This is a genomic window from Alicyclobacillus sp. CIJ1 (assembly GCF_057538885.1).
Genome location: NZ_BAAJPH010000137.1, coordinates 68,081 through 85,636, shown reverse-complemented (window position 1 = coordinate 85,636; position 17,556 = coordinate 68,081). Strand labels below are relative to the sequence as shown.

The 17,556-nt window shown below is 64.9% G+C and carries 13 protein-coding genes; 3 read left to right on the top strand and 10 right to left on the bottom strand.

Going from position 1 to position 17,556, the window contains the following annotated elements; translation table 11 throughout:
- Positions 1-36: 36 nt before the first annotated feature.
- The 9 genes from rlmN to AC27E8_RS12780 form a co-directional block, all read right to left on the bottom strand.
- On the bottom strand, positions 37-1,083 hold the full coding sequence (gene rlmN, locus AC27E8_RS12820; protein WP_487099661.1) for a dual-specificity RNA methyltransferase RlmN: 1,047 nt from the start codon (positions 1,081-1,083) through the stop codon (positions 37-39).
- 28 nt (positions 1,084-1,111) lie between these two features.
- The gene (gene rsmB, locus AC27E8_RS12815; protein WP_487099659.1) at positions 1,112-2,467 is read right to left on the bottom strand and encodes a 16S rRNA (cytosine(967)-C(5))-methyltransferase RsmB; all 1,356 of its coding nucleotides are present in this window, start codon (positions 2,465-2,467) and stop codon (positions 1,112-1,114) included.
- Entirely contained in the window at positions 2,457-3,401 is a 945-nt protein-coding gene (fmt, locus tag AC27E8_RS12810; protein ID WP_487099657.1) for a methionyl-tRNA formyltransferase, read from the bottom strand. Before fmt ends, rsmB begins: the two co-directional genes overlap by 11 nt.
- Complete coding sequence (gene def / locus AC27E8_RS12805) at positions 3,398-3,901, bottom strand: peptide deformylase (protein ID WP_014464071.1); 504 nt, start codon at positions 3,899-3,901, stop codon at positions 3,398-3,400. The genes fmt and def overlap by 4 nt, the downstream gene beginning before the upstream one ends.
- Before the next feature lie 21 nt (positions 3,902-3,922).
- Positions 3,923-6,340: a replication restart helicase PriA gene (gene priA, locus AC27E8_RS12800; protein ID WP_487099655.1), complete on the bottom strand. Its 2,418-nt coding sequence runs from the start codon at positions 6,338-6,340 to the stop codon at positions 3,923-3,925.
- Positions 6,337-7,554 (bottom strand): bifunctional phosphopantothenoylcysteine decarboxylase/phosphopantothenate--cysteine ligase CoaBC, encoded by a 1,218-nt coding sequence (coaBC, locus tag AC27E8_RS12795; protein WP_487099653.1) that lies wholly within the window; start codon positions 7,552-7,554, stop codon positions 6,337-6,339. The genes priA and coaBC overlap by 4 nt, the downstream gene beginning before the upstream one ends.
- A gap of 89 nt (positions 7,555-7,643) precedes the next feature.
- The gene (rpoZ, locus tag AC27E8_RS12790; RefSeq protein ID WP_008340497.1) at positions 7,644-7,844 is read right to left on the bottom strand and encodes a DNA-directed RNA polymerase subunit omega; all 201 of its coding nucleotides are present in this window, start codon (positions 7,842-7,844) and stop codon (positions 7,644-7,646) included.
- Between the two features lie 116 nt (positions 7,845-7,960).
- Positions 7,961-8,845 (bottom strand): YicC/YloC family endoribonuclease, encoded by an 885-nt coding sequence (locus tag AC27E8_RS12785; RefSeq protein WP_487099651.1) that lies wholly within the window; start codon positions 8,843-8,845, stop codon positions 7,961-7,963.
- 58 nt (positions 8,846-8,903) lie between these two features.
- Positions 8,904-11,624, bottom strand: coding sequence for a calcium-translocating P-type ATPase, SERCA-type (locus tag AC27E8_RS12780; RefSeq protein WP_487099649.1), 2,721 nt, complete (start codon positions 11,622-11,624; stop codon positions 8,904-8,906).
- Between the two features lie 161 nt (positions 11,625-11,785).
- On the opposite strand from AC27E8_RS12780, the gene AC27E8_RS12775 reads away from it, so the two are divergent.
- The 3 genes from AC27E8_RS12775 (at position 11,786) to AC27E8_RS12765 (ending at position 16,222) form a co-directional block, all read left to right on the top strand.
- The gene (locus AC27E8_RS12775) at positions 11,786-13,570 is read left to right on the top strand and encodes an Rqc2 family fibronectin-binding protein (protein WP_487099647.1); all 1,785 of its coding nucleotides are present in this window, start codon (positions 11,786-11,788) and stop codon (positions 13,568-13,570) included.
- A 14-nt stretch (positions 13,571-13,584) separates the two neighbouring features.
- On the top strand, positions 13,585-14,877 hold the full coding sequence (locus AC27E8_RS12770; protein WP_487099645.1) for a Glu/Leu/Phe/Val family dehydrogenase: 1,293 nt from the start codon (positions 13,585-13,587) through the stop codon (positions 14,875-14,877).
- A gap of 88 nt (positions 14,878-14,965) precedes the next feature.
- Positions 14,966-16,222: an MFS transporter gene (locus tag AC27E8_RS12765; RefSeq protein WP_487099643.1), complete on the top strand. Its 1,257-nt coding sequence runs from the start codon at positions 14,966-14,968 to the stop codon at positions 16,220-16,222.
- Between the two features lies 1 nt (position 16,223).
- Here the strand turns inward: AC27E8_RS12765 and AC27E8_RS12760 are convergent, their stop codons facing one another.
- Positions 16,224-17,486 (bottom strand): NAD(P)/FAD-dependent oxidoreductase, encoded by a 1,263-nt coding sequence (locus AC27E8_RS12760; protein WP_487099641.1) that lies wholly within the window; start codon positions 17,484-17,486, stop codon positions 16,224-16,226.
- Positions 17,487-17,556 lie beyond the last annotated feature (70 nt).

Here is a 17,556-nt window from a genome sequence, read left to right as displayed (position 1 = left end):
CTCCCGAACCGAGCTTCATCGAGCGTACGGGCCGCCTCAGGCTTGCCGGTTCGCGTATTGAGCGCGAAGCTGTCCACACGCCGCCGCGATGTCGTGTCCCATCTCGCGGCGAATGGTGGCGTTCACACCCGCATCCAACAGCGCGCGCCAAAATGCGAAGATCTGCTTCCTGTCCGTGCGGCGATAACCGCGCTCAGGCACATCGTTCACTGGAATCAGGTTGACGTGGCACGGTAAACCCTTCAGCAACTCCGCCAACTCTTGGGCGCACTCGAGGCTGTCGTTCTCGCCTGCCACCAGCGCGTATTCGAACGAGATTCGGCGTCCCGTTTTTCGATAGTAATCATGACATGCCTCCATCAACTTGGCAATCGGGTACGCCTTGTTCACGGGCATCATGCGCCCGCGGATGGCGTCGTTCGGCGCGTGTAGAGATACAGCCAGCGTGATTTGACGGCCTTCTTCCGCAAGACGGCGAATGCCGGGGACCAGCCCGACGGTCGACACCGTGATGTGGCGCTGTCCGATGTTGAGACCGTGTTGGTTCGTGATGATGTCGATGAATCGCATAACTTGATCGTAGTTGTCCATCGGCTCACCGGAACCCATGACCACGACGGAGGACACGCGCTGCCCCACTTCGTCCAACAGCGCCTGGCTGTGCATCACCTGCTCCACCATCTCGCCCGCGGTCATGTGGCGGATCATGCCTCCGAGCGTGGACGCGCAGAACGTGCAGCCCATCTTGCACCCGACCTGAGACGACACACAGACGCTATTTCCGTAGTTGTGGCGCATCAACACCGATTCGACCGTGACGCCGTCCGGCCAGGCGAGCAGAAATTTCGTCGTCGGATCCACCTTGGAATCCTGTCGCACGACCTGCTTGGCGGACCGCAGGTAAGCCATCTCGTTCAAACGTTGGCGAAGCGCCTTCGGGAGATTCGTCATCTCTTCAAACGACTTCGCCCGCTTCTGGTACATCCACTCGTACAATTGAACCGCGCGAAATGGCCGCTCGCCGAGTTCTTGCACCACCCAGTCGCGCAACTCCTCGAGCGTGAAATCATACAAATGGACCATCGTCTCACCTCCCTGGCGAAGCCGACCGTCAAATTCGGCGCAGGCGCGCCATGAAAAATCCGTCCGTCTCGTGCCAGTCCGGCCAAAGCAGGAAACCGGCCGTGCGCTCTCCCACACGAGTCGCCAGCGCCGGCGCCAAGTCGCCTCCGATGTCCTCGATGCGAACGCCCACGGCCGGATCGGACGCGACCTCTCGCACGACGGACTCATTCTCCTCGTTCAACAGTGTGCACGTCGAGTACACGACGCAGCCGCCGGACCGGACGATGGCACACGCGCGGCGCAGCAAGGACTGCTGAAGCTTCGCCAACTGCGCGACGTCCTCGGGGCGCCGCCGATATCGCAGATCCGGCCGACGGCGCATGACGCCAAGGCCTGTGCAGGGCGCGTCCACGAGCGCCGCGTCGTACGGTTCCTCCGGTTCCACCTGCCGGCCGTCGCCGAGCCTCGGGTGAATGCTTCGCAGGCCAAGTCGCTCCGCCTGTTGCCGGACGGCGCGAACCTTTGCCACGGTGACGTCGTAGGCGTCGATCTCGCCGCGATCGCCCATCAGCTCGGCCAGATGCGTCGTCTTGCCACCCGGCGCCGCGCACAGGTCCACCACGCGCATGCCAGGCTCCGGGCGAAGAAGCGGCGCCACGAGCATAGCTCCCTCGTCCTGAAGGGTCACGTAGCCGTCCTGATACGCCCGCAAGCGCGTCACGTCGACCTGCCCCCGCACTCGCAGGCCGTCCTCTGCCAGCGCGGCGGGCACCGCCATAGCGCCCTCCTGCGCCAGCCGAGCGACGGTCTCCTCGCGGGATCCGCGCAGGCGATTGGCGCGGAGCGACATCGGCGCCGGCTCATTCATCGAAGCGAGCGCGGCGAGAACTCGCTCCGCCCCATGATCCGCCACGAGCCGCTCCACAATCCAGGCCGGCACACTGTACATGACCGACCAGCGGTCGACGTCCTTCGCCCCCGCGAGGGCCTTCTTGAGCAAACTCTCCCACTCTTGCGCGCGCTCGGCGTATTGGCGAAGCACCGCGTTCACGAAGCCTGACGCCTGTGGTCGATGCCGCTTGGCGAGTTCGACCGCGTCGTTTGCCGCGGCATACGCCGGAACGCGGTCGAGCCAGGTCATCTGGTACGCGCTCATCCGCAAGATGACGCGCACCTCAGGGTCGAGTTTCGAGATAGGCCGACGCACGAGCGGCGACAACAGTCGGTCGAGCGTGATCTGCCGGCGCAATGTCCCATAGGCGATTTCAGTGGCCAGCGCGCGGTCCCGTTCGTCCACGCCTGCGCCTGCGAGCGCCTCCTGGAGGGCGACGTTGAGGTACGCCCCGTCCCGTTCCACCCGGATGAGCGCCTGGTACGCGCGCCGCCTACCCTCAGCCATCATCCCTCGCGCTCCCCCTCATGCGCACGCCTTCTCCGCGCAGCCCGCGCCAAAACGCGCCCGCTGGCATCGCGCGGCGACCACTCGGCTTTAACTCGAGGATCTCGTAGATGCCCGCGCCGCACGACACCCAAACCACTTCGCCGCGCGGCTTGACCTCGCCGGGATCGCCGAAGGGCTCCATGTTCACGGGACGGCCGTTGAGGATCTTCAGCTCCTCGCCCGTGGTGAGCGCGGCAGTCGCCCCCGGCACCGGCGCGAGCGCCCGCACCTGCCTGTCGATCTCGGCCGCGCTTTTTGTCCAGTCGATCCACTCGTCCTCGCGCGTCACCTTTTCGGCGTACGTGACCCCTTCAGCCGGCTGGGGCACGGGCACAAGCTCGCCGGCGACATAAAGCGGGAGATACCGCTCGCACACCTCGCCGCCGAGCCGAGCCAATTTGTCGTGCAGCGATCCGGCCGTGTCCGTCGGCTCGATGGTCACGCGCTCCTGCGCCAAAATGGGCCCCGCGTCGAGATCGCGCACCATTTCCATCAGCGTGATGCCGGTTTCCGCGTCGCCGGCCCAGATGGCGCGCTGGATGGGCGCCGCACCGCGCCAACGGGGGAGAAGGGACGCGTGCACGTTGACCGATCCGACGCGCGGAAGGGAGAGCAGCGCCTCGCTCAGGATCTTGCCGTACGCGGCCGTGATGATGAGATCCGGCGCGAAACGGCGGATGTCCTCCATCGCGTCTCGCAGGCGCTCGGGCTGCCAGACCGGAAGGCCGATTTCCAGCGCTCGCACTTTGACCGGAGGCGGCGCCAGCGTCCGGGATCGCCCGCGAGGCCTGTCTGGCTGCGTGATGACGACCACCTCGTAGCCCAAGCGGCAGAGCGCATCGAGGCTCGGCACCGCAAAATCCGGCGTCCCGCAAAACAGCGCTCGAACCGTCATCTCGACGACTCTCCGACCGGCTGGCGCTCGATTTCCTCGGGCCGCAGGTAGTCCGTGAACAGGATGCCGTCCAGGTGATCAATCTCGTGCTGCAGGCAGCGCGCCAGCAGATCGCGGCCCTCAATTTCAAAGAATTCGCCGTACCGGTTCTGGGCCCGCACCCGCACGTAGGCGGCGCGCTCCACCACGCCCGAGAGCCCCGGCAGAGAGAGACACGCCTCGCGCTCGCGCTGCACCCCGCTTCGCTCGATAATCTCCGGGTTGACAAGCTCAATCCAGGCGCGCTTCTGGAAGCTGTCCTCCTTCGGCTGCACGTCAATCACGACGAGGCGCTTGAGAATCCCAATCTGATTGGCCGCGAGGCCAATCCCGTCGGCGTCGTACATGGTCTCCGCCATGTCGTCGAGGAGCCGGTGAATGGCCGGGGTGAACTGCGTCACGACATGCGCCTTCTGCCGCAGCACCGGATCCTCCCCTTTGCGAATGATGCGAATGGCCATCGTTCATCCCCTCCCGATATGTCAACCGATCCGTTGGGCATTGACGTCGAGCACGGCGGATCCGCCCAGCCGGTTCATCTTCTCCTTCACCAATCGGTACGCGCGCACAACGTCCTCTTTCACATCCTGCCACGCCGCGTACTTCATCACAACCTGATACCGATACACGTTGTCGATCCGCCGAATGCCGCTTGGCCCCGCCGGCAGCACGGTCAAGGACGCCGCAGACGGCGAACGCGCGAGTTCCCGCTCGAACCGCGCCGCGGCGCCGCGCGCCAGCCGCTCCTCCGAATGCGAGGCGAGGAAAACCGCCAGTTCGCAAAACGGCGGATAGCGAAAGAATTCGCGGCTCTCCCGCTCGCGCTCGTAGAACATGCGGTAGTCGTGGGACTTCGCCGCTTCGATGGCGCGATGCCCGGGCTGATACGTCTGGATGAGCGTGATGCCGTCCGTGTCTGCGCGTCCTGCGCGTCCGGCCACCTGCGTGAGCAGCTGAAAGGCGCGCTCGTTCGCGCGATAGTCTGGAAGCGTGAGCATCGCGTCGGCCGCCACGACCCCCACCAGCCGCACGCGCGGAAAGTCGAGCCCCTTCGCGATCATCTGCGTGCCCACGAGCACGTCCGCTTCGCCCCGCTGGAACCGATCGATGATGGACTCAAGCGCTCCCTTTCGCCGCGTGGTGTCCAAATCCATCCGCAATACGCGCATCGCGGGCCACGTGCGCAGCAGGTGCTGCTCCACCTGCTCGGTCCCGAGTCCATACGGGACCAGCGCATCTTCGCCGCAAGTGGGGCAGCGGCGGACGAGTGGCTCCTCGTGCCCGCAGTAGTGGCACACAAGGACGTGCCCGCTCGTCTGCCGGTGGACCGTCAGGTGAATGTCGCAGCGCGGACACTCCATGCTGTGGCCGCACGCTCTGCATAGCGCTGCGTGCGCGTAGCCTCGGCGATTCAGAAACAGGATGGCCTGCATGCCCTCGGCCACCGTGCGCTCCAGCTCCGCGGCGAGCCTGCGGCTGAAAATCGACCGGTTTCCCGCGCGCAACTCCTCGCGCATGTCGATCACGTCCACCGGCGGCAGCGGCCGTCGATTCGCCCGAACCGGCAAGGAGACAAGCCTCGCGCCGCCTCGTTCCACCCGAAACATGGACGCGAGCGATGGCGTCGCCGATCCCAAGACCACGAGCGCCCCGGCCTCCCGCGCGCGCCACATGGCCACTTCGCGCGCGTCGTAGTGGGGCGCATCTTCCTGCTTGTACGACGGCTCGTGTTCCTCATCGATCACGACCAGCCGAAGCTTGCGCATCGGCGCAAAGACCGCCGATCTCGCCCCGATGACCACGCTTGCGTCTCCCTCGAGAACCCGCGTCCACTCCTCGCGCCGCTCGCCGAGCGACAATCCCGAATGCAGGACGGCAACCCGGCTTCCGAACCTCCGCTCGAACCTCTGCACAAGCTGCGGCGTAAGGGCAATCTCCGGCACAAGCACAAGGGCCTGCCCCTCGTCTTCGATGGCCGCGCGAATCAGGTGCATGTACACCTCGGTCTTGCCGCTGCCGGTCACGCCGTGCAGCAGCGCCACGCCATGGCCCTGTCCGGCCATCTCGCTGAGCGCGCGCACCGCGGCCGCCTGATACGTCGTGAGCTCGGGCCAAGGCGCGTCTTCGTCGAGCGAGGCAAAAGCCCGTCTCACGCGCCGCTCCGCCACAGCCACCAGTCCCGCCTCGATGAGGGGCGCCACGGACGAGGGCGGATACGCCTGCCGATCCCAAAGTACCTCGCGCTCGTCTGCAAGTCGCAGCAAGATTTCACTCTGGCGCCGCGCGCGCCGACGCCGGCGCTCCGCCTCGAGCCTGAGATCCTCGTCTGGCGCGCAGGCGACGAGGTAGGCCCGCCGCTTCTCGCCCACCGCCTCGTCCACCCGGATCTCTTCCCGGACGAAACCGGCCTCCAACCACGCCCGGACAGCACGTTCGTCCGCCTTGGAACGCGCGCGAAGCTCGCTCCACTCTGGCTCGGCGTCGGCGATCCAGCGAAAGAGCGCCGAGGCTTGCACGTCGTCTGGGACGGACGCATCCGCACTGGGAACGATGACTTTCCGGACGCGCACGCGAAATGCCCCCGGCAAGATGGCCGACACAGCCTCGGGCAGTGTGGCGGCATAGCGGTCGCAGAGCCACTCCGCCATGCGCATCTGATCCGGCGTGAGCACGGGAACTCGATCCATCACGCGCGCGAGCGGACGAAGCCGGCCTGCATCTTCGGCCTCCCGCACCGCCCAGACGATGCCGGACCGGAACGAGTCCCGCAGCGGCACCACCACGCGCACGCCCGGCGAGACATCCATCCCCGCTGGAACGGCGTAATCGAACCGCTTGTCCAAAAACAGCGCCGTCCCATCGACCACCACCTCCGCGACGCGGGCGGTCCGAGCGGTCATAAAGGCCGCTCACCGTCCGACACGCGAACGACCTGCCGAACGCGGGTCAGGATGTGATCCGCCACTCTGTGCTTTTCCATGACCGGCAGGGCCTCCGTCGATCCGTCCTTCGCGATGAGCGTGACCTGGTTGGTGTCCACTTCGAAGCCTGCTCCTGGCTTCGTCACGTCGTTGACCACAATCAGGTCGAGGTCCTTGTCGATGAGCTTGCGCCGGGCGTGTTCCAAAGGCATGTCCGTCTCCGCCGCAAATCCGACCACGACCTGGCCAGGGCGCTTCAGGCGGCTCGCGGCGAGCAGGATGTCGGGCGTCTCGACGAGATCGAGCTTGAGCGGCCCTTGTGATTTTTTCCATTTATGATCCAAGGTGCGGGCAGGCCGGAAATCGGCCGGTGCCGCAGCCGAGATGAACGCATCCGCCTCGGGGAAGAACTCGCTTACGGCGTGCAGCATCTGCTCGGTCGAGCGGACGTAGACCATCCGGGCCCCGGGAACCGGTTTGAGATGCGTCGGGCCTGAGATCAAGGTGACGCGGGCGCCGCGGCGCGCGGCCTGCTCGGCGAGCGCGTACCCCATCTTGCCGCTCGACCGATTGGTGAGATACCGGACAGGATCGATATCCTCCACCGTCGGCCCGGCCGTAATGAGAAGGGTGAGGCCCTCCAAATCGCGCTCCTGGTGGAGCACGGCCTCAATCACGTCCGCGATATCCTCGGGTTCGGGCATGCGCCCGCGGCCCGTGTAACCGCAGGCGAGCGGCCCTTCGCCTGGATCTAGCACGAGCGTCCCCCGGCGACGGAGAATGTCCAGGTTCTCCTGCACGGCGGGGTGTTCAAACATGTGGACGTTCATCGCCGGCGCCACAACCGTGGGACAGGTCGCGGCAAGCGCAGTGGTCGTGACCATGTCGTCCGCCAGGCCGTGCGCTAGCTTGGCGATGAGATTGGCCGTGGCCGGCGCAATCACGTACAGGTCGGCGCGATCCGCCACCGCGATATGCGCAATCTCGGACGGATTCGGCTCTGCAAACGTGTCAAAGATCACCGGGTGCTTGGTCAGGGCCTGCAGGGTGAGCGGCTGAATGAACCGGGTCGCGTGTTCGGTCATCAGCACCTGCACCTCGTAACCGCGCTTCACCAGGAGTGAACACAGATTCGCGGACTTGTACGCCGCAATGCCTCCTCCTACCCCGACGAGGATGGTCTTTTTGTCCATACCGCACCCTCCCTTGGCTCCTGCCGTTCATGACAAGAGGCAGAACAACGCGCGGTTGTCCTGCCTCATCGCCTGATCACGAATCTGCGTCACTCGCCGTCGAAGTTTTTGCAGCGAACGACGCCGTCGTGAATTTCCCACAGCGCGCGGCTCACGTTCCGCGTTGTCGACGCGCCAGGCTGATTCAGGGTCTCGTTCTGCAGCTTGCGCGCGCGCTTCGCCGCGAGCACAACGAGCGCGTATTTGCTGTTGCACCGCTCCAACAACCGGTCAATGGACGGATAGATCAACGACGGTCACCCCATATCGAAATCTCCGCCCTGCAGGGCGGACGCAAATCCTCGAACACAGACGACGCTTCCTTACATTGTACATCGATCTCGGCGCAAAGGAAAGGGGAGGTCTGCTACTCGACGTTCTGCGCCTGTTCGCGCAGTTTTTCGACCAACGCCTTCATCTCCACGACGTGTTGGCTGATCTCGGCGTCCTGAGACTTCGCCGCGATGGTATTCACCTCGCGGTGCATCTCCTGCACGAGGAAATCGAGTCGACGACCCACGGGTTCCGTTCGGCCGAGATCGTCGCGCATCGCTCGCACGTGGGCCTCGAGCCGCACCAGTTCCTCCTCGATCGCGACGCGTTCGGCAAACAGCGCGACTTCCTGCGCCAGGCGCGCGTCGTCGACGGAGACGCCGAGTTCCGACACCCTGGCCAGAAGCGCCGCGCGGTACGCCGAAACAGACGCCGGCGCCCGCTCCCGGACAGCACGAAGGTGAGCATCCACCTCCTGGAGGTAGCCGATGCAGGCGCGGGCGAGATCTTCTCCTTCGCGTTCGCGCATGGCCACGAGTTTCTCAAGCGCGTCGTCCACGAGTCCTGTGAGCGACGTGATGGCCTCTTCCTCGTCTAATGCCGCAGGGCGCACCGCGACGGCACCGGGGAACATCAGCCACTGGCGCGCCGCGCGCGGATCAAACTCAATCCCGAGCTTTTCGCACAGGGTCCGATCCGCCTCGACGAGCGCGTCGATGAGCGCCCAATCGACATGAACCTCCCCCGCTTCCGCACCTGCCCCGGCGAGCGAGACGGCGATATCCAGCCGACCGCGGTGCAAACGAGACTTGACGCGATCGCGCACCCTCATCTCGGCAAACGACCATTCCCGCGGCAAGCGCACGGAGACCTCCAGGAAGCGATGATTCACCGACTTCGCCTCGACCACCACGTCGTACGGTCCGACGCGCCCTTCCGCCCGGCCAAAACCTGTCATGCTGCGAATCCCCACGCGCATGCCTCCTGACCGCTTATCGTCTGGTCAGGATTGTACCGATGGGCAGACGAGTTGGCAATCAGGCCGCCGCGTCGGAACCGGACCGCTGCTGGAACTTGTGAAGCCTGTTCCGGCCCATCCGCCGCACCGAGAGCGCGAACGTGGGTACCGCTGCCGCCACGAGCACGATGGCCCAATCGCTGAATCCGAGCGGCGTCGTGTGAAACACCTCGGCCATGCGCGGGACGTACATCGTGCACGCAAACAGCGCGACCGAGGACAGCACGGCCAACAGAAGCCAGACGTTTTCCAGTGGATTCCGCCGCAAGATGCCGCCTTCGAGGCTCCGCGAGTCGAAGACGAGGATGAGCTGGGCCATGGTGAGCGTCGCGTAGGCCATCGTCTGCGCGTGCGCGAGCTCCTCGCCTTGGCGCAGGGACCACGCGAATACCGCGAGTGTGGCCAGTCCGATGAGCACGCCGCGGGACAGAATCTTGACCGCCATGCCGCGCGCGAAAATGCCCTCGTGCACGTTTCTCGGCGGGCGGCTCATGATGTCGTCCTCGGGCGCATCGACGCCGAGCGCGATGGCCGGCAGTCCGTCCGTGACGAGGTTGACCCAAAGGATTTGAATCGGCGTCAGAGGCAGAGGCCAGCCGGCCAGCATGGCCAGGAACATCGTCAGAATCTCGCCCACGTTCGACGCGAGCAGGTAACGGATGAACTTCTTGATGTTGTCGTAGATGGCGCGCCCCTCTTCCACCGCGGCCACGATGGTGGCGTAGTTGTCGTCCGCGAGGATGAGGCTGGACGCCTCCTTCGCCACATCCGTCCCGCTCTGCCCCATGGCGATGCCGATATCCGCCTGTTTGATGGCGGGAGCGTCGTTGACGCCATCCCCCGTCATCGCGACCACCTCGTGATTCGCCTGGAGCGCTCGCACGATGCGAAGCTTGTGCTCCGGGGTCACACGCGCGTAGACATAGGTGTCGCGCACGAGGTTGGAGAGGCGCTTGTCGTCCAAGCCCTCCAGATCGGCCCCCGTGAGCACGCGTCCGCCTGGCGGCAGGATGTCGAGCTGTTTCGCGATGGCCGTCGCCGTCGCCTGATGATCCCCCGTGATCATGACCGTGCGAATGCCGGCCGACTTGGCCTTGGCGATGGCCGCCTTCGCCTCGTCCCGCGGCGGATCGATCATGCCGCAAATCCCCACGAACACAAGCTCAGACTCCCAATCCGCCTGGCGCGCCTCTTCCGCCGAACGGAAGCGCCGGTACGCGAACCCGAGGTTGCGCAGCGCGCGAGAAGCCATTTGTTCGTTGGCCGCGAGAATCTGTTTGCGCAACGACTGCCCAATCGGCTCTTCGCGGTTGCCGAGAAGCACGTGGGTGCAGCGCGCCAAAAGCACGTCCGGCGCCCCTTTGACGAACGCGAACCACTCGTCGCCCGAACGCACCAGCACGCTCATCATCTTCCGATCTGCATCAAAGGGCCGTTCGTCAACGCGCTCGTACACGCTGTCCGGCTGCGTGAAGCCCGCCTTGTGCGCCAGGACGAGAAGCGCGATTTCCGTCGGATCTCCCTTGACGGCCTGCGCGGACGCGCCGTCTGCCCCCGGCTCAAGATGCGCCTGGTTGCACACGGCCGCGATCTCGACCAAACTCTTGAGCGCAGCCCGCCGCCCGGGCTCGATCCGGCGGCCGTTCGCGACAAATTCGCCTTGCAATTGGTGGCCGGAACCCGTCACTTCTACGTACAGTCCATCCGCGTAAATCTCCGTGACCGTCATCCTGTTTTGAGTCAACGTCCCCGTCTTGTCCGAGCAAATCACGGTGGCGCACCCGAGCGTTTCGACCGAAGGAAGCCGGCGCACGATGGCATTCCGCTTGATCATCCGCTGGACGCCAAGCGCGAGGGCGATGGTGACAATGGCCGGTAGTCCCTCCGGAATGGCCGCGACCGCAAGCGACACGCCCGCCAAGAACATCTCGTAGAGCGCGTGCCCATGCAGCACGCCCGCCACGACCACGAGCACGGTGATGCCGAGCGAGATCCAGACGAGCGTCTTGCCGAGCTGATCCAGCCGCTTCTGAAGCGGCGTCTCCTGATCCTCGGATTGATCAATGAGATCTGCAATCTTCCCCATCTCGGTTTGCATGCCCGTGGCCGTCACGACGTACTCCGCCCGGCCGCGGGTGACCATTGTCCCCATGTACACCATGTTCCGGCGCTCGGCAAGCGGGCTGTCTGCCGGTACCGTGACGCGCGGATCCTTCGCCACTGGCACCGACTCGCCGGTGAGCGCTGACTCCTCCACCTCCAGCCATCGGGCACGAACGATGCGGCCGTCGGCTGGGACGCGATCCCCGTCTTCGAGCAGCACGATATCCCCTGGCACCAGCTCCTTCGCGGAGACCTCCACCACTGCGCCTTCGCGTCGCACCTTCGCCACCGGTGCCGTGAGCTCCTTGAGCGCCTTGAGTGAACGCTCAGCCCTCACTTCCTGCACGAAGCCGAGGATCCCATTCAGAAAGACGATGGCGATGATGGTGATGGCGTCGGTGTATTCGCCGAGAAGGCCGGAGATGAGCGTGGCCGCGATGAGCACAAGTATCATAAAGTCGCGAAACTGATTGAAGAAGACGGTCAACAGCGACACTTTGTTTCCGTCGTGCAGCAAGTTCAGCCCGTGCACCTCGCGCCGCCGTTCCACCTCCGCTTGGGAGAGCCCGTCAAGCGACGTCCCGAGTCGCGCGAGGCATTCGGCCTCGCTCTGCGCATGCCACGTTTGTTGTTCCACCGAGCACACCCCTTCGTGAACTTGTCTCGTAATCATCTATGCGTCAGGCCGAGCGAACATGTCCGAGACCTGGTCGTATCCAGACGACCTTTGTCAAGAAATCACCGCGCCGAATGCAGGAAACTGCGGTATACTGGCTTCGTGAGAGAGGAGCATCGAGCGTGGACGGTTGGACCTTGCGCCGCCTCGCGCGCGAACTCGACGACGCGTTGCGAGGCGCACGGATCGACAGAGTTTATCAACCCGGCGAGCGCGATCTCGTCCTCGCCGTCCGCTCGGCCCATTTGGGGGCGCGGCGCCTGTACGTGTCCGCCCACCAACAATTTGCGCGCGTCCACTTTCTCGCGGACGAACGCCCAGACAACCCGGCCACGCCGCCGATGTTCTGCGTGCTCTTGCGCAAACACATTGAGGGGGGGCGCATCCTCCGCGTCACACAGCCGGGATGGGATCGGGTGCTTGAACTGGCAATTGAAGCACTGGACGACCTCGGCGACCGGCGCGCGTACACGCTGATCTGCGAGATCATGGGGCGACACAGCAACATCGTGCTCGTCGAAGAGCGGACCGACGGAAGCCGCCTGATCATCGACAGCGCCGTGCGCGTCTCGGAGGAGATGTCCCGCTACCGAGCCGTGTTGCCGGGAGTCCCCTATCTTCCGCCGCCCCCGCAACGCAAGAAGCCGGTGGAACAGTGCGCGCCCGAGGATTTCCTTGGTGTCGATCCATCCGCCGGCGCCTCCCGCGCCAATCAGATGGCCATCGTGGAGAAGCTCGCCGGTACGGGACCAGTGACGGCTCGCGAGATCCTCCATCGCGCCATCGCGCGAACGGGTTCCGCTGAGCCGACGTCCATTCATCGGGCGGCGCTCGATCTCGCAGCCGCCGTGGACGAAGGGCGGGAACCTGCTTCCGTCGGCCTCGACGACGTGGGCCGGGCCGTAGAATGCGCCCCGTTTCGGCTCACGTCGCGCGCTCGGTTCGCCGAGTGCGAAACGGTGAGCGAGGCTATCCGCTGGCTGTTCGCCGATACCGGCGAATCTCTGCGCCAGTCGCGCTTGGCCCGAGAGCTGGAGCGGACCGTGAGAGAACACATGGACCGCCTGCGGGGCAAGCTCGTCCGCCTCGAGCAGGAGTGGGAAGACGCCGAAGCGGAGGAAGAACTGCGGATCAAGGCCGAGGTTCTGACCGCATATGCGCACGAGGTCCCGCGTGGGGCTTCGGAGATCGAGCTCCCGAACTACTATGACGACAACCGGCCTTTGCGGATCGAGCTGGATCCCGCACTCGACGCCATCGCCAACGCGCAACGCCTCTTTCGCATGGCGGCGAAACGGAAGCGGGCGCGGCAGTGGATCGAAGCGGAGCGCGAAAACACGTTGCGAGACCTGCGCTATCTAGAAGATGTGTTGCAGGCCCTCGGGGATACCTCCCTCGAAAACCTCGAAGAGGTGCGTCGCGAACTCGAAGCGCAGGGGTTCTTGGCGCGCACCAATCGACGAGGGACTGGCGGCAAGCGGCGCGCCACAGAGTCGGAGCCGCACGCGTTTCGGTCCAGCGATGGCTTTGTCATCCGCGTCGGCCGGAACAACGTGCAGAACGATCGGCTGACGTTTCGCAAGGCCGACAAGCGCGACCTGTGGCTCCATGTCAAAGACGCGCCGGGATCGCACGTCGTGATCGAACGGGGGCAGGCGGACGAGATCCCGGAACGCACCATTGAAGAGGCGGCCACGCTCGCCGCGTATTTCAGCCGAATGCGCGATTCGGCAAACGTACCCGTCGACGTGACAGAAGTCCGCCACGTATGGAAACCGAATGGAGCCCGGCCCGGGTTTGCGCTGTACGACCATCAGAGGACGCTCTTCGTGACGCCGGAGCGATCGCTTGTGGAGAGCATCATGTCCCGAACGCTTGCGAGGCGCGAAACGAGCGATTCCCGTTGAAGGAGAGATGGACCATGTCGCAGGAACAAGGGAACAAACGCCTGATCGTCGGTGCGAATAAGCCCGCGCACGACACCAACATTCTCAGCAACACGCAGGCGACCATCCGCGAAGCCCTGGATCGCCTCGGCTATGAGGAGGCTGTCTACGAGCTTCTCAAGGAGCCTATCCGGGTCATGACGGTTCGCATCCCGGTCCGCATGGACGACGGGCATGTAGAAGTCTTTACAGGGTACCGAGCGCAGCACAACGACGCCATTGGCCCCACCAAGGGCGGCGTTCGCTTCCATCCCGACGTGACGCTGGATGAGGTCAAGGCGCTGTCCATCTGGATGTCGCTGAAGTGCGGCATCTTCAACCTTCCGTACGGCGGAGCCAAGGGCGGCATCGTCTGCGATCCGCGCAGCATGAGCCTGTCCGAGCAGGAGCGACTGGCGCGCGGCTACGTGCGGGCCATCAGTCAGATTGTGGGCCCGGCGAAGGACATCCCGGCGCCGGATGTGTACACGAACAGCCAGATCATGGCATGGATGTACGACGAGTACAGCCGCATCCGCGAGTTCGACTCACCGGGCTTCATCACGGGTAAGCCACTCGTCCTAGGCGGATCGCGCGGGCGCGAATCTGCGACCGCGCTGGGCGTCGTAGTGGCGCTGCGGGAGACCGCGGAGCGAATGGGCAAAAAGCTTTCGGAGCTGCGGGTTCTGGTGCAGGGATTCGGCAACGTCGGTTCAAACGTGGCTCGCATCCTTCACGAGCTCGGCGCCACCGTGGTTGGCATCAGCGACGCGGGCGGCGGTGTGTACAACGAGAATGGCCTGCCCATCCCGGAACTCATCGAGGAAAAGGACTCGTTCGGCATGGTCACGCCAAGACTTTCCGGCGTCATTCCGACAGAGGAATTCTTGACCAAGCCGTGTGACGTCCTCGTTCCCGCGGCGCTGGAGAACCAAATTCACGAAGGCAACGCGGACAAGATCCAGGCGAGCCTCATCGTCGAGGCGGCGAACGGACCCACCACGCCTGAGGCGGATCACATCCTGCACGAGCGCGGCATCGTCGTCGTGCCGGACGTCGTGGCCAATGCGGGCGGCGTCACCGTTTCGTATTTCGAGTGGGTGCAAAACAACCAGGGCTTCTATTGGACGGAGGACGAAGTCAACCAACGCCTGGAAAACATGATGGTGCAGAGCGTGCACAACATTCTCGACACCGCGGAGCGGTACGACGTGCTGCCTCGCATGGCAGCCTACATGGTGGGCATTCGCCCGTTCGCGGAGGCCATGCGCTGGCGCGGATGGGTATGACCCTCATCGAGCATGTGAACACTCGCCAATTCTCGGGGCGCGGCTCGGCCGCGCCCTTGCGCTGGGGATGAGCATGAGGAGCGCGAGCATGAGTCCCGACGACGTGGTCACCCGCCTCGGGATGCAGATGAAGTGGAAGACGTGGTGGAACTTCCGAATCGATTTTGGAGGTTCGGTCCTGTTCGCTCTGTTCAATGTCGTCGTCAACCAATTTTACGTGCCCATGGCCATTCGACACGGCGCATCGAATCTCGAAGTTGGGCTGCTCACGGCGGCACCGGCCATTGGCATGCTGTGGTCGCCGATGTGGGCTCACCTCATGCGCGGGCGATCGACGAAGCCTTTCGTCCTGTGGCCGCTCGTCGTCGGTCGGCTGTCCGTCCTGTTGGCAGGTGCGCTGTTGACACCCACGGCCTTCCTCGTGACGGCGTTCATCGTGAACTTCATGAACGGCATTCAAGCGCCCGCCTATCCCGCGCTGCTCGCCCGCATGTATCCGCCTGCGCTCCGGGGGCGGCTGATGGGCTACGTGCGCGTCGCGCAGGGGACGCTCCTCATCCCCCTCGCATACATCGTCGGGGAGTGGAGCCAACATCAGGGCGACCGATGGCCGCTCATCGGTGCCGCCATCATGGGGACGCTGTCGGTGATTCTGTTCTCCCGCGCCCGTGAGGTCGAGACGCCTGGGCCGGAAGCCACTTCGGCGCAGCCTTCGCGGCGAATCGAGCAAATCTTCGGGCATTGGCAAGTGGCCCGCGCCAGCCGGCCTCTGACCATCTTCCTGATGGCCACCATGGCCACCGGCTTCGGCAACCTGTTGGCGGGACCGATTTACCAGATCTATCAGGTTCACACCCTGAACCTGTCCAACGCCCAGATTGGCGTGACGCGCGTGTCGTACTACGTGGCCCTGTTAGTGGCATATTTTGTGGTGGGATGGATCATCGACACGTGGTCGCCGCGCCACGCCATGTTCATCGGCATGAGTGCCTACGCCCTCGCCCCAGTGCTGTACGTGTTCAGCGGGTCGTTTGCGGCCGTGATCGCCGCCTGCGCCCTGCTGGGCGTCGGCGACGCCGTCTGGGACATCGGCTGCATGTCGTATATCTTTCGCGCGGTCCCCGGGCGAGAAGCCGAAGCGTTTGGACTTCATTTCCTTCTGTTTGGGATCCGCGGCGCCATTGCGCCGCTCGTCAGCACCGCGATGACCCACGCGATGTCGCTGACCGATATCTTCCTCATCGCCATCGGCATCTGCGCGCTTGGCATCGCGATTTTCGCTGTGCCACCCACGCCGCGGGCGCCATCGCCTACGGTGGAAGCGCCAGAGCCCGGCGCCTCATGAGTCACAACCGCACCGCCCGCGACAGCCTTCTCGCCGCGCGCCGCCACAGAGACCATCGTGCCGGCCCGAGCCCCTCGTCCTCGGGCCGGTTTTTCCCCACAAGCCGCCTCGCGAGCATGTCCGCCGCTACCGCGTAACAGACCATCCCGTTTCCGCCGTAGCCAAGCGCGCAGAAGATCCGACGAAAGCCCGGATACACGCCGACGATAGGCCATCCGTCGACTGTCGAGCCGAACGTTGAGGCCCAGCGGTAGGCAATGGACAAGGATCCGATGTCGGGAAGGACCTCCTGTGCCATGCGGGCCAGCTGCTCGGCGCGCACGTTGAGGCCTTCGTCGCGCCGAGGGCCGTCTGGAACGGGTAAGTCGAGCCCACCGACCACGAGCCGCCTGTCGCGCGTCGTTCGCATGTACAAATACGGACGAGCGGTCTCCCAGATGAGGGCACCTACTGGCCAAGCCGCCAGGTCCGACAGCGGTTCTGTGGCGATTGCGTACGTACAGCCAAGCCGCGCACCCGCGAGGGGCCGCGTGTTCTGGAAGACGTATCCCGTTGCGAAGACCGCCGCGCGCGCCCGGACGCGAAACCCCGCGTCCGTCTCCACGGCGACGTGCGCGTCGTTCTCTTCCGTGCGAACCACCGCGGTGCGCTCAAAGACCTGGGCGGCGCCGCGGCGGACGATCTCGGCCAAAAGCGCCCGAGTGAACTTCAGCGGATTGACCTCCGCATCTCCGTACGTCACGAACGCCGCCTCGCGGTCGATCCCGAAGGCCCGCCGCAGTTCGTCGCGGCCGACTACGAGCTCGGCAGCAAAGCCGTGTTGCGCAAGCGTGCGGGCTTCGTCCTTCAAGCGGGAGATGTGAGCCGGAACGGACGCGTAACAGACGCTCATCCGATCCGCAAACTCGACGTCCTCTGGAAGTTGCTTCACGATCTCCCGAAGCCGTCCGAGGCCTTCCCAACAACGCCGGTAGAACGCGACCGCTCGTGCACGCCCGTGCACGCGGATCATCTCGGCGAGCGGCATGTCGTTCGCGTATTGCAGAAGGCCCGTGTTTCCTCGGGTCGATCCCATGCCTACGCGGTGTCGCTCCAGCACCACGACGTCCAATCCGCGTTCCGCAATTTCCCACGCGGCGATGGCTCCCCCGATGCCGCCGCCCACCACCACGACATCGCTTTGCACATCCCGGTCGAGCCGGGGATAGGATGTCGACGCGATGTCCGACTCCGACCACAGCGTGCGGCCCGTGTGAAGATCCACGTGAGCCCCTCCTTCACCTGTCGGGTAGGATGTCCCGTTCGGCGGAGAAAGAGTCAAGCGGCCCCTGGGG